The sequence below is a fragment of the Aromatoleum toluclasticum ATCC 700605 genome, assembly GCF_000378245.1.
Taxonomy (GTDB): Bacteria; Pseudomonadota; Gammaproteobacteria; order Burkholderiales; family Rhodocyclaceae; genus Aromatoleum; species Aromatoleum toluclasticum.
Map to the genome: position 1 here is coordinate 67,651 of NZ_KB899500.1, position 12,131 is coordinate 79,781.

Sequence of the window (12,131 nt, forward strand, 5' to 3'; positions counted from 1 at the left end):
TTGGATGCCCGATACGGGCGGAAGGAACACCGATGAAGGTCAATCTGAAAATGCTGTCCGAGTCGCTCGGACTGTCGCAAACCACTGTAAGCCGGGCGCTCAACGGATACTCCGACGTCAGCGAAGCCACGCGCCAGCGTGTCAGCGAGGCGGCAAAGAAACTCGGCTACCAGCCCAACCCGCAGGCGCGTCAGCTCGCCACGGGCCGGGCCGACGCGATCGGCATCGTGTATCCCTTCGGCGCGAGCGACATCGGCGACATCCGCTTCGGCGAGGTCGTGTCCGGCCTTACCGAGCGCCTGGCCGAACACAACATCGACCTGCTGATCCATTCGTCGCGCCCCGATGTCGAACTGGACACCTACCGCCGCCTGATCGACGGCCGGCGTGTCGATGCGCTGATCGTCGCACGCACCCGCGTCGATGACCCGCGCATCCGCTTCCTGCAGGAACGCAACTTCCCCTTCGTCGCTTACGGGCGCACCAACAGCCGCCTTCCCTACGCCTGGTTCGACTTCGACAACGAAGGCGGCGGGCGGATGGCCGTGGAGCGACTGCTCGCGCTGGGCCACCGCCGCATCGCGCTGATCCACGCCCCGCTCGAACTGAACTTCGCGATGCAGCGCCACCGGGGGTTCGTCGCCGCGCTGCGCGACGCGGGGATCGAACCCGACCCCGAACTGATCCTCGAAGCACCGCTCAACCGCATCGGCGGCTACGAGGCGGTGGGCAAACTGCTTGCGATGAAGAAGCCGCCCACAGCCCTGCTCGTAGACAACAACGTCGCCGGCGTCGGTGCACTGCGGGCGCTGGGCGACAACGGCTGGAAATCGGGCAGCGGCCTGTCGCTGATCGTCTATGACGGCATTCCCACCGAGATTCCGCTGACCTACCGGGTGACCGGCGTGGTCCAGCCAACCGGCGAGCAATCCGGGCGCACGATGGCGGATCTGGTCCTGGGCGTGCTGGCAGGGAAGCCTGTGGCGGATCTGCACATGCTCGGGCAGCCGCACATCGGCGAAGGCGACACGGACGGTCCGCCACCCGCCGCCGCCCGCCGTCCGCGCGCGAAAGCCATCGGCTGAGCCCGCCCCGGCAGCGCCCGGGAAGGTCTCGCGCGAAGGCCATGCGCCCTGCGCGGATTGCATGTGATCGCCCCGGTCAGGCAAAGCCGCTCAGAACCAGACTTCCATCTGCGCACCCACCAGCCACTTGCTGTCGCCGGTGAATCGGGTGCTGCCGAACCCCTCGTTCGCGCTGCCGTCGTAGGTGAAACCGTTCAGCTTCTTGTCCCAGCCCATCCACGTGGCGAAGAGGCGCAGTTCGGGACGCGCGAACAGGCCGGCGCCGGTATCGAGCTTGAAGGTCGGCGAGACGGTCAGCTTGTAGAAGTTGCCCTTCGCCCGGGTGAAGGTGCTGTCCAGATCCATGTACTGGAAGCTGCCTTCGTACTGCATCGCGAAGTTCTTGTTGATCGCGTTGGTGAAGCGCAGGTTGGCGGACGCCCACTTGTACTCGTCGCCCTTGTTGAAGCGATCCTTGCTGACTTCAGCCATCACCGCGGGCGAGATTTTCCAGTTCGGCGCGAGATCGGTTACGCCGAAGCTCATCACGCGGAACGCCTGTGCGTCTTCCAGCAGATTGCCGACCGCGCCGAGCCGCTTGACCTCGGCCCCCAATCCCCGACCTGCCAGTATTCCGGTCTTGGAGAAGCCGTCGCCCAATCCATAGAAACTCGGCGCATGGTAGGCCACCAGACCGTGATAGCCGCTGGTCGCACGGTTGCTGCCGTTCACGTCATTGTTCTTCGCCCGCATGCCGTTCAGCATGAACTGCCAGTTGCCGACGTAGTTGTTCATCGTGAAGACGTAGCTCTTGATGCCTTCGTTGTCCTCATTGAGAAAATCGCGACCGTACACCGACACGTTGGTTTTCCAGTCCGGCGTCACCTGGGCGTCGTAGACACCCGCACCGGTGCCGGAGAGGAAGACGAAATCGCTATCGAAGAAATGGATGTCGAAGTTTTTCTTGTCGAAGCGCTTGCCCGCCCAGATCGATGCGTTTTCCAGCGCAGTGCCCTTGAAGGCAGGCAGATTGCCCATCTCGGTGTAGGCCCAGCGAACGTTGATGCCGTTCTCGCCGCCGGTCCAGTCGTTGTTGCTATTGACGCCATCCGCGAGCATGAAGCCGAAGGTCGCCCAACTGCCGTCATCCGAGCGGAAGTTCTTCAGCAATTTTGCCTCCACGTAGGTATCGGTCTCCAGGCCCAGGCGGCCCACCGCTCCACCAAGGTTGCCCGCCGGCGTGATGTAGGGCCCCACCCCCTTGACCGTGAACATGTCGCTGTTCGACACGGTGCCCGAGCGGGCATAGCCGTGAAACTCGAAGGACGACGCAGTCTCCGCTGCCGCCTTGGTCAGCGGCGCCTGCGCATCGCTGGCCGCCTTCGCCGCCGATGCGGTGGTGTCGGCCTTGAGCGCAACCTCACTCGCCTGCCGGGCACTGCTGCTCGCCTGCTGCGCGGCGCTGCTGGCCTGCTCGGCCGCACTGGTCGCCTGCTGAGCGACCGTGGTCACCTGACGCAACATCTCCTCGAGCCTGGCGATGCGCGCCTCGAGTTCTTCGACTCGCGTCGGCTTCGCCTTGTCCGCTGCTGCTGCGCTTCCACAAAAAGCCAGCGCGATGCCGAGAGCGATGGCGGTTTTCTTCGTGATCATTCTGCTTGTCTCCTCTTCCTCGGGCTCTTCGTACCCTGCCGCCCGTCACCACGCCTCTGCGGGCATGTGCACCGGTCGGAAAACGTTTGTCGATTTGCTCTCCGTACGCAGACCGGGCTTGCCGGGTCCGTGTTACGCGAAGTGTAGTATTACTACTTTTCGAGCGCAAATTTTTTGTTGCTTTTATACCTAACGAACGAAAAACAGACAGCCTTCCCTATTCCGCAATATGTGCTAGTTATTTGTTTATATGTGTTTTTCTCGATACGCGCCGAAGCACTCTGGAACAGGAAGGCGACATGTTAAATATGTTCTTTTAGCTCTTTCTTAACTTTATTAATTGACACTTTTCTCCCGAAAGCGCTTTTGTTTCGGCAAACGGAAGCTGCGCGTAAGGGCGTCACCCCTGCTGGCGAGGAATGCCGACACCGAGACTGCGGGATTGCATGGCGGCGTGGGCTCGGTGCATCTGTAGTTTTACTACCTTCCTTGCGACAAAGCTTCGCCGGACCGAAACACTTCGCCGCGGCGCCCCGCAAGCTCTGCAGCGCATTGAATCTGCCACGCTTCGCCGCTGTTTCCGCGCAAACCACGAATTATCGCGCCCCTCGTCACACAAGCGTCGCATGGCAGTCGGCAGCACTGGTGTAGCGCCGACAAGCTTTTTTACTTGCATCTCATGTAATTTTATTACATTCTATTTACGGCGACGCATGTTCCGCCCCCCCTTGCGAAGAGGCCCTCACGGCTGCAACCCGCCCCTCGGCCCGGACATCTTCGGCAGCGCGGGCGACCGGGCGCGGCGCAAGCTCCTCCGCGCCCTGCATGAAACGAACCGATTCGAGGATCACCCGATGTCTTCCGCTCCCCATGACACCTACCCGCGCCTCGTCGGCGACATCGGCGGCACCAATGCGCGCTTCGCGCTGATCCGCACGCCGGGACAGGAGATGGAGGCGATGCGCACGTTGCCGTGCGCCGGCTTCCCCGGCCCGGCCGAAGCGATCGAGCGCTACATCGCCGAAACCGGAGCGCCCCGTCCGCGCTGGTGCGCGTTCGGCATCGCGAACCCGGTCGACGGGGATTTCGTGAAGATGACCAACCACCACTGGGCGTTCTCGATCCGCGAACTGCGGACCCGGCTCGACCTCGAGCACCTGCAGGTCATCAACGACTTCACCGCACTCGCGATGGCCTTGCCGGCCCTGCCGGTATCGGAGCTCCTACAGGTCGGTGGCGGCACGGCGGTGGCACGGCGCGCGATCGGGCTCCTGGGCGCGGGCACGGGGCTGGGCGTCTCGGGTCTCGTCCCCTGCGGCGGCGACTACGTCCCGCTGGAAGGCGAAGGCGGCCACGTGACGCTTGCCGCCTCCGATGCGCACGAAGCCGCGATCATCGCGTGGCTCGCGGAGCGGCATCCGCATGTCTCCGCCGAACGCATCCTCTCGGGTCCGGGATTGGTCACGCTGCATGAAGCCGAAGCTGCCCTTGCCGGCCAGCCTGCGCCTGCATTGACCGCGGCGGAGATCAGCCGACACGCGCTCGACGGCAGCTCGCCGTTATGCGCGACGACCGTCGACACCTTCTGCGCCTTCCTCGGCACCGTCGCCGCGGACCTCGCGTTGACGCTGGGGGCACGCGGCGGGGTGTATATCGGCGGCGGAATCGTGCCGAAGCTGGGAGCCGCCTTCGCCCGCTCGCGCTTCCGCGCACGCTTCGAACAGAAGGGACGCTTCAGCGATTACCTCGCGCGGATCCCGACCTGGGTGATCGACTCGCCCTACCCCGGTCTGGTCGGTGCGGCGCGGGCGCTCGAACGGGCCGCGGGCGGCGCGCCGGGCGTTTGATCGCGCTTTCGCACGCCCGGCCGCACAGCTCTATTCCTATTTCTATCCCTATTCTTATTCCGCCAATTCGGCCCGATCGCGGAAGTAAGCCAAAGCCTCGGGATTCGCAAGCGCCTCCTGGTTCTTCACCGGGCGACGATGCACGACGTTGCGCACCGCGAGTTCGACGATCTTGCCGCTCTTGGTGCGCGGGATGTCGGCGACCTGCAGCACCTTTGCCGGCACGTGGCGTGGCGTGGTGTTGTCGCGGATAGTTTGCCGGATGCGCGCGACCAGTGCGTCGTCTAGCGTCAGACCCTCGCGCAGCTTCACGAACAGGACCACGCGCACGTCGTTCGGCGTCTGCGGCGGCCAATCCTGGCCGATCACGAGCGACTCGACGACTTCGGGCAGGCGCTCGACCTGGCGGTAGATCTCGGCCGTGCCGATGCGCACCCCGCCGGGGTTCAGGGTCGCGTCCGAGCGGCCGTGGATCACGAGGCCGCCGTGTCCGGTGATCTCGCAGAAATCGCCGTGGCACCACACGTCGGGGAAGCGCTCGAAATAGGCGGCCTGGTACTTCGCGCCGTCGTCGTCACGCCAGAAGCCGATCGGCATCACCGGGAAGGGTTTCGTGCACACCAGCTCACCCTTGTCACCACGCAGCGGCCGGCCCTCGTCGTCCCACACATCGACCGCCATGCCCAGGCCGCGGCACTGGATCTCGCCGCGCCACACCGGCAGCACCGGCGAGCCGAGAACGAAGCAGGAGATGATGTCGGTACCGCCCGAGATCGACGACAACTGCAGGTCGGCCTTGATATCGCGATAGACGTAGTCGAAGCCCTCCGGCACCAGCGGGCTGCCGGTGCTCATCATCGCGCGCACGCTCGCGAGGCTGTGCGTCTCGCGCGGCTTCAGGCCGAACTTCGCGGCGGCGTCGATGAACTTCGCCGAGGTGCCGAAGTGCGTCATGTGCTCGGCATCGGCATAGTCGAAGAGGATCTGGTTGTCGGAGGCGAAGGGCGAGCCGTCGTAGAGCAGCAGCGTCGCGCCGGCCGCGAGCCCCGAGACGAGCCAGTTCCACATCATCCAGCCGCAGGTGGTGAAGTAGAACAGGCGGTCGCCCGGCCTCACGTCGGCATGCAGGCGGTGTTCCTTCAGGTGCTGCAGCAAGGTGCCCCCCGCGCTATGCACGATGCACTTCGGCACACCGGTGGTGCCCGACGAGTACATGATGTACAGCGGATGGTCGAAGGGCAGCTGCTCGAAGGCGATGTTGTCGACAAAATGGAAAGGCGCGATGAAGTCGGCCCACATGACGCCGTGGGGCACCTGCGTCATGTCATGCTCGGCATGCACGTAGGGCACGACGACGACGCGCTTCACCGAGGGCAGCTGGCGCACGATGTCGCCGAGCTTGCCGAGCACGTCGATGGTCTTTCCGCCGTAGAAGTAGCCGTCGCAGGCGACGAGCACCTTCGGTTCGGTCTGGCCGAAGCGGTCGAGCACGCCCTGCACGCCGAAGTCCGGCGACGCGGAGGTGAAGATCGCACCGATGCTCGCCGCGGCCAGCATCGCGATCACGGTCTCGGGCATGTTCGGCATGTAGGCCGCGACACGGTCGCCCTTCTGCACGCCCTGCTCGCGCAGCGCCTCGGTAAAGTGCGCTACCGCACGGTAGAACTCGCCGTGCGACATGCGGTTCTGCTCGCAGTCCTCGCCCCAGAACACGAGCGCGTCGTGCGCGTCGCGCGAGCGCAACAGGTTCTGCGCGAAATTCAGGCGCGCGTCCGGGAACCATTTCGCGCCGGGCATCCGGTCGCCGTCGACCAGCACGCGCTCGCCGCGTTCGCCGATCACGTCGCCGTCTTCCCACACGCTGGTCCAGAACTGCTCGGGCTGCGCGACGGACCACGCGTACAGGGCATCGTAATCGGGGAGCTCCACGTTCCAGCGGCGCGCGGCGGCCTCGCGGAAGGACGTGACATTGGCGGCCGCGATGCGCCCGGCCGAGGGCGTCCACATGGGGGTGTCGTTCATGCTGTCTCGCTCGCTTCGTCTTGTTGATGCGCCATCATAAAACTCCGTGCGCCCCGAGCCTATCGAAGGACGTCGGCAGGGCCTCGACAAGCCTGTCCTGAACCCGCCGAAGGGCTCAGCCCGAACGGCTTGCGGCTGCCAGGTTCAGACCCGCCTACTCCGCGTCCGGCTGGTTCTCCGGCGCCGCCAGGCGGAAAGCCTCCAGCGTAGCGCAACGCTCCGCGATGCGCCGGACGGTTGGCATCGCAGAGAGGTCGCAGCCGAAGCGGCGCGCGTTGAAGACCTGCGGCACGAGGCAGCAGTCTGCTAGCGTCGGCGCATCGCCGTGGCAAAACGTGCCCGTGCGCTTGTCGCGCGCGAGCAGTTGCTCGACGCCCGCGAGGCCAACCTCCACCCAATGACGATACCATGCATCCCGCTGCGCGTCGCTAATGCCGAACTCGCGCTTCAGGTACTGCAGCACGCGCAGGTTGTTGATGGGGTGGATGTCGCAGGCGATGGCCTGAGCGATCGCCCGCACACGGGCGCGATCGGCCGCGCCGGCGGGCAGCAGCCCCGGCTCCGGATGCGTCTCGTCGAGGTATTCGATGATCGCGAGCGACTGCGTGAGCAGCTGCCCGTCGTCATCCAGCGTCGGCACCAGGCCGACCGGGTTGAGTTCCAGGTAGGCGGGCTGGCGCTGCTCGCCGCCGTCGCGCACGAGGTGCACCGGGACGGCGTCCCACGCGAGTCCCTTCAGGTTCAGCGCGATGCGCACACGGTAGGCGGCGGAGCTGCGGAAATAGGTGTAGAGCTTCATCGTTCGGTTCTCCGGGCAGGGCGGCAACTCAGCCGCCGAGCAGATGGACCAGCCATAGCGACAGGCCGGGGAAGAGCGCGAGCAGCACGATGCGCAGGCCGTCGGAGGCGAGGAAGGGCAGCACGCCGCGGAAGGTTTCGCGCATCGGGATGTCCTTCGCCAGGCTGTTGATGATGAACACGTTCATGCCGACGGGCGGCGTGATGAGGCCGATCTCGACGACCATCAGCGCGAGGATGCCGAACCAGATCGCCTTGTCGGTGTGCTCCAGGCCCCAGTAGTCCAGCCCCATGACAATGGGCAGGAAGATGGGGATCGTGAGCAGGATCATCGACAGGCTGTCCATCACGCAGCCGAGCACCACATACACGACTATGATGCCCGCCAGCACGAGCATCGGCGACAGGCCGCTGCCGAGCACCCATTCGGCGAGCGCCTGCGGCATCTGCGACATCGCAAGGAAGGCGTTGAGCACGTCCGCACCGAGCAGGATGAGGAAGATCATCGCGGTCGATTCGGTGGCGCTCAGCACGGCCGACACGAAGGCGCGCAGGTTCATCTCGCGCGACGCGAAGGCCAGCGCGGTAGTCGCGAGGGTGCCGACGGCGGCGCCTTCGGTCGGCGTGAAGATGCCGCCGTAAATGCCGCCTATCATCACGACGAAGACCGTGACGATCGGCCACACGCGGCGTAGCGCCGTCATGCGCGCGCTCCAGGCCAGCCGCGGCGCGGCCGGGCCCGCGCCGGGCACGACTCGGGCGACGATGGCGACGACCGTCATGTAGCCGAACATCGCGATCAGGCCGGGGATCAGCGCGGCCATGAACATCGCGGCGACGTTCTGCTCGGCAAGGATCGCGTAGATGACCAGCACGACCGAGGGCGGGATCAGGATGCCCAGCGTGCCGCCCGCGGCGAGCGCGCCGGTGGCGAGTGCCGGCGAGTAGTTGTGGCGGCGCAGCTCGGGCAGTGCGACCTTGCCCATCGTCGCGGCGGTCGCGAGCGAGGAGCCGCAGATCGCGCCGAAACCGGCGCAGGCGCCGATCGCGCTCATCGCGACGCCGCCGCGCCAGTGCCCGATGAAGGCGTTGGTCGCTTCGAACAGGCGCCGCGACAGCCCGCCGTGCGAGGCGATGTTGCCCATCATCAGGAAGAGCGGCACGACGGACAGGTCATAGACCGAGAAGCGGCCGTAGGCGAGGTTCTTGAAGTAGCTCAGCAGCGGGTCGAGGCCCGACACCGCGATGTAGCCGATCGAGCCGCCGACCAGCATCGCCATGCCGATGTGGAAGCGCAGCGCGAGCAGAGTCAGGGTCAGTGCCCCGACGAGGAATCCGATGGTTACGCTGCTCATTCTTCACCGACCTCGGTGTGGATGGAGCCTTTCCAGGCCGTGTAGAGCGCCGTCAGCGCGAGGAGCAGGAAGCCGGGGCCGAGCGTGAGGTAGGACCACCACAGCGGCCAGCCGAGGATCATGCCGGTCTCGCCGGACTGGGACGCTTCCCAGGCACCGACGAAGCTGCGCCAGGCGATCACGGCGGACGCAAAGGCGAGCACCAGCGCGGCGATGCGGTCGAGCACGCGGCGCAGCGCGGGGGAGGCGCCGTGGGTGAAGAAGTCGACGATGACGTGCGCGTTCTTCATCTGCGCGTAGGGCAGGCACGCGGCGATCGCCAGTGCGCAGCCCATCTGCACGAGCTCGACGTCGCCGAACACGGGCGAGTCGAAGAGCCAGCGGCCGAGCACGCTATATACGGACAGTCCGCACAGGCCCAGCAGCACCAGCGCGCCGCCGACGGCCGAGAGCTGCGACCAGACGAACAGGAAATGCCCGAACGCATCGCGCGGACCGGGGTCGCGCTGGTCGTCGAGCTGGGGAACGAGTTCCGCCATGGGGAGTACTCCAGGGAGTTACCGGCGCGCGGGCACCGCCTCCCGTCTGCGGGGAGGAACGCGGTGCCCGTGCAGGGCCGGCCTGATCGAAGGGGATTACTTGCTGTACTTCGCGATCAGCGCGCGGGAGCTGTCGAGCATCTTCTGGCCGGGGTAGCCCTTGGCGGTGACTTCGTTGACCCACTCGCCGGCGAGACGGTCGCCCACCGCAACCCATTCCTTCGCTTCGCTCGCGGGGATGGTGTAGAACTGGTTGCCGTGCGCGACGGCCTGCTGGCGCGCGGCGGGCGCCGATTCGTCCCATACGCGGCCGATCGAGGCGGAGAGATCCGCACCCGAGTTCGCGTCGATGACCTTCTTGAGATCGTCGGGCAGGCTGTCGTACTTCGCCTTGTTCATCGCGATCGTGAAGAAGGTCGTGTACAGCGACGGCTGCGAGGGGTCCATTTCGGTGTGGTACTTGGTCATCTCGTGCAGTTTCATGGTCGGAATCACCTCCCACGGCAGCACGTAGCCATCGACGACGCCCTTCGATACGGCCTCCGGCGTCTGCGGCATCGGCATCGCGACGGGGGTCGCGCCGAGGTGGGCGAGCATGCGGTTGGTGAGCCGCGTCGGCGCGCGCATCTTGAGGCCGCGGAAGTCCGCCACCTTCTTGATCGGGTGCTTGTTGTTGTGGATGTGACCGGCGTCGTGCACGTGGAAGGCGAGCGGCTTGACCGACTCGAAGTCCTTCTTGCCGAACTGCTCGTAGTACTCCCACGCGGCGCGGCTCGCGCCTTCGGCGTTCTTCGTCATGAAGGGCAGTTCGAAGACCTCGACCGACGGGAAGCGGCCCGCGGTGTAGCCCGGAAGCGTCCACACGATGTCGGCGACGCCGTCGGCGGCCTGCTGCATCAGCTGCGGCGGCGTGCCGCCCAGCTGCATCGCGGGGAAGATCTGGCACTTGAGGCGGTTCTTCGACTCGGCGGCGATCTTCGCGCACCAAGGCTCCAGCACCTTCTGCTGGCTCAGCGCGGTCGCGGGCCAGAAATGCGCGACCTTCAGCGTGATCTCCTCGGCGTGGGCGACGGTCGCGCACAGGGCGGTGGCTGCGGCGGCGATCAGGGCCTTCTTGAACATGTGTGTCTCCTCGTATTGGCGGAAATATCGTTATGCAAGCATCAAGGCGCCCGCCGCAGACCTTCTTCGGGCTGTCGGCGGGGCGAAAAGGGTTCGACTCAGCCCGGCAACGCCGCGACCCGGTTCTCGATCGTGCCGAAGACGCTTTGCCCGTCGGCGTCGAACATCTCGACGCGCACGGTGTCGCCGTCGCGCATGAAGGGGGTCGCGGGCTGGCCCTGCTCGATGGTCTCCCAGGTGCGGACCTCGGCGAGGCAGCAGTATCCGACGCCGCCGTGTTCGATCGACGAGCCGTAGAGGTCGCCGGCCTTGTTCGACACCGTGCCCGAACCGATGATGGAGCCGGCTTCGAGCTCGCGCGTCTTCGCGACGTGGGCGACGAGCTGGCCGAAGTCGAAGCTCATGTCGACGCCGGCGTTGGGCTTGCCGAAGAGCTTGCCGTTGAGATGGACGACGAGCGGCAGGTGCACTTTGGCATCCTGCCACGCGCCGCCCAGCTCGTCCGGGGTCACGGCGACCGGGCTGAAGGCGCTCGCGGGCTTGCTCTGGAAGAAGCCGAAGCCCTTCGCGAGCTCGTTCGGGATGAGGTTGCGCAGGCTGACGTCGTTCACCAGCATCACGAGGCGGATCGCCTTCGCGGCCTCGGCGGGGGTCGCGCCCAGCGGGACGTCGCCGGTGACGACCGTGACTTCGGCCTCGAAGTCGATGCCCCAGGCTTCGGCAGCGACGACGGCGTCGCGCGGCCCGATGAAGCTGTCCGAGCCGCCCTGGTACATCAGCGGGTCGGTGTAGAAGGACGCGGGCACTTCGGCGTTACGCGCGCGGCGCACCAGCTCGACGTGGTTGAGGTAGGCCGAACCGTCGGCCCACTGGTAGGCGCGCGGCAGCGGCGAATGGCAGGCGGCCTGGTCGAAGGGATCGCCCTCGACGGCGCCGCTGTTGAGCGCTTCATACACCTGGCGCAGCTGCGGCTCGATCGCCGCCCAGTCGTCGAGCGCGGCCTGCAGCGTGCGGGCGATGGCCGGCACGGCGCGGCAGCGGGCGAGATCACGGCTGACGACGACGAGGGCGCCGTCGCGGCCGCCCTGCTTCAGGGTGGCGAGTTTCACTTGAACATCTCCTTGTAGCTGCCGTCATGCATCCAGGCGGCGTGCTTGGGCGCCTTCTTGGTCTTCGCCCATTCTTCCAGCATCTCCCACTTCACCTTGTCGAGCGCTTCGAGCATCTTGTCGGTGGAGGTGTCGGCGGCGAGTTCCAGGCGGTGGCCGTTGGGGTCGAAGAAGTAGATCGACTGGAACAGCGCGTGGTCCGTCGGGCCGACGACTTCCAGGCCTTCGGCTTCGAGGCGCGCCTTGGTCGCCATCAGCACGTCCATCGACTCGACCTTCATCGCCAGGTGCTGCGTCCAGGCCGGGGTGTTCGGGTCGCGGCCCATCGGCGCGCGGGTCGGCAGCTCGAAGAAGGCGAGAATGTTGCCCATGCCGGCGTCGAGGAAGATGTGCATGTACGGGTCGGCTTCGCCGGTCGAGGGCACGGCGTCCTCGGCGATCGACAGCACCAGCTTCATGCCCAGGTGCTTTTCGTACCAGCGCGCGGTCTCGAGCGCGTCCTTGCAGCGGTACGCGACGTGGTGGATGCGTTTGATGAGTTGCGTCATGTCTGTCTCCGTCCTCCTGTTTTGTGAGATGTATTAGAGACCAAGGTGATCTATCATTCAAACGGCTTTTTCAG

At 66.0% G+C, this 12,131-nt stretch carries 10 protein-coding genes; 2 read left to right on the forward strand and 8 right to left on the reverse strand.

Annotated elements, in window-relative coordinates:
- Nucleotides 1-32 precede the first annotated feature (32 nt).
- Entirely contained in the window at nt 33-1,085 is a 1,053-nt protein-coding gene (locus F464_RS28855; RefSeq protein ID WP_018991008.1) for a substrate-binding domain-containing protein, read from the forward strand.
- Nucleotides 1,086-1,175: 90 nt separating this feature from the next.
- Here the strand turns inward: F464_RS28855 and F464_RS0116840 are convergent, their stop codons facing one another.
- Nucleotides 1,176-2,717 (reverse strand): carbohydrate porin, encoded by a 1,542-nt coding sequence (locus tag F464_RS0116840; protein WP_018991009.1) that lies wholly within the window; start codon nt 2,715-2,717, stop codon nt 1,176-1,178.
- Nucleotides 2,718-3,571: 854 nt separating this feature from the next.
- Here F464_RS0116840 and F464_RS0116845 point away from each other — a divergent pair.
- Nucleotides 3,572-4,564 carry a glucokinase gene (locus tag F464_RS0116845; RefSeq protein ID WP_026296085.1) on the forward strand — a complete coding sequence of 331 codons (993 nt, stop codon included), beginning with the start codon at nt 3,572-3,574 and terminating at the stop codon, nt 4,562-4,564.
- Nucleotides 4,565-4,618: 54 nt separating this feature from the next.
- Here the strand turns inward: F464_RS0116845 and F464_RS0116850 are convergent, their stop codons facing one another.
- The 7 genes from F464_RS0116850 to F464_RS0116880 form a co-directional block, all read right to left on the reverse strand.
- The gene (locus tag F464_RS0116850) at nt 4,619-6,586 is read right to left on the reverse strand and encodes an acetoacetate--CoA ligase (protein ID WP_018991011.1); all 1,968 of its coding nucleotides are present in this window, start codon (nt 6,584-6,586) and stop codon (nt 4,619-4,621) included.
- A gap of 154 nt (nt 6,587-6,740) precedes the next feature.
- Nucleotides 6,741-7,385 carry a maleylacetoacetate isomerase gene (gene maiA / locus F464_RS0116855; protein ID WP_018991012.1) on the reverse strand — a complete coding sequence of 215 codons (645 nt, stop codon included), beginning with the start codon at nt 7,383-7,385 and terminating at the stop codon, nt 6,741-6,743.
- 28 nt (nt 7,386-7,413) lie between these two features.
- Entirely contained in the window at nt 7,414-8,739 is a 1,326-nt protein-coding gene (locus F464_RS0116860) for a TRAP transporter large permease (protein ID WP_018991013.1), read from the reverse strand.
- The gene (locus F464_RS0116865) at nt 8,736-9,278 is read right to left on the reverse strand and encodes a TRAP transporter small permease (RefSeq protein ID WP_018991014.1); all 543 of its coding nucleotides are present in this window, start codon (nt 9,276-9,278) and stop codon (nt 8,736-8,738) included. Before F464_RS0116865 ends, F464_RS0116860 begins: the two co-directional genes overlap by 4 nt.
- Nucleotides 9,279-9,374: 96 nt before the next feature.
- A complete protein-coding gene (locus F464_RS0116870; protein ID WP_018991015.1) occupies nt 9,375-10,400 on the reverse strand; it encodes a TRAP transporter substrate-binding protein in 1,026 nt (341 codons plus the stop codon).
- Nucleotides 10,401-10,498: 98 nt separating this feature from the next.
- Nucleotides 10,499-11,509 (reverse strand): fumarylacetoacetate hydrolase family protein, encoded by a 1,011-nt coding sequence (locus F464_RS0116875; protein WP_018991016.1) that lies wholly within the window; start codon nt 11,507-11,509, stop codon nt 10,499-10,501.
- Nucleotides 11,506-12,057, reverse strand: coding sequence for a VOC family protein (locus F464_RS0116880; protein ID WP_018991017.1), 552 nt, complete (start codon nt 12,055-12,057; stop codon nt 11,506-11,508). Before F464_RS0116880 ends, F464_RS0116875 begins: the two co-directional genes overlap by 4 nt.
- Nucleotides 12,058-12,131 lie beyond the last annotated feature (74 nt).

Coding starts and splice junctions, on each gene's coding strand:
- F464_RS28855 (WP_018991008.1), top strand. CDS start 33: ATGAAGGTCAATCTGAAAATGCTGTCCGAGTCGCTCGGACTGTCGCAA.
- F464_RS0116845 (WP_026296085.1), top strand. CDS start 3,572: ATGTCTTCCGCTCCCCATGACACCTACCCGCGCCTCGTCGGCGACATC.
- F464_RS0116860 (WP_018991013.1), bottom strand. CDS start 8,739: ATGAGCAGCGTAACCATCGGATTCCTCGTCGGGGCACTGACCCTGACT.
- F464_RS0116850 (WP_018991011.1), bottom strand. CDS start 6,586: ATGAACGACACCCCCATGTGGACGCCCTCGGCCGGGCGCATCGCGGCC.
- F464_RS0116840 (WP_018991009.1), bottom strand. CDS start 2,717: ATGATCACGAAGAAAACCGCCATCGCTCTCGGCATCGCGCTGGCTTTT.
- maiA (WP_018991012.1), bottom strand. CDS start 7,385: ATGAAGCTCTACACCTATTTCCGCAGCTCCGCCGCCTACCGTGTGCGC.
- F464_RS0116880 (WP_018991017.1), bottom strand. CDS start 12,057: ATGACGCAACTCATCAAACGCATCCACCACGTCGCGTACCGCTGCAAG.
- F464_RS0116865 (WP_018991014.1), bottom strand. CDS start 9,278: ATGGCGGAACTCGTTCCCCAGCTCGACGACCAGCGCGACCCCGGTCCG.
- F464_RS0116870 (WP_018991015.1), bottom strand. CDS start 10,400: ATGTTCAAGAAGGCCCTGATCGCCGCCGCAGCCACCGCCCTGTGCGCG.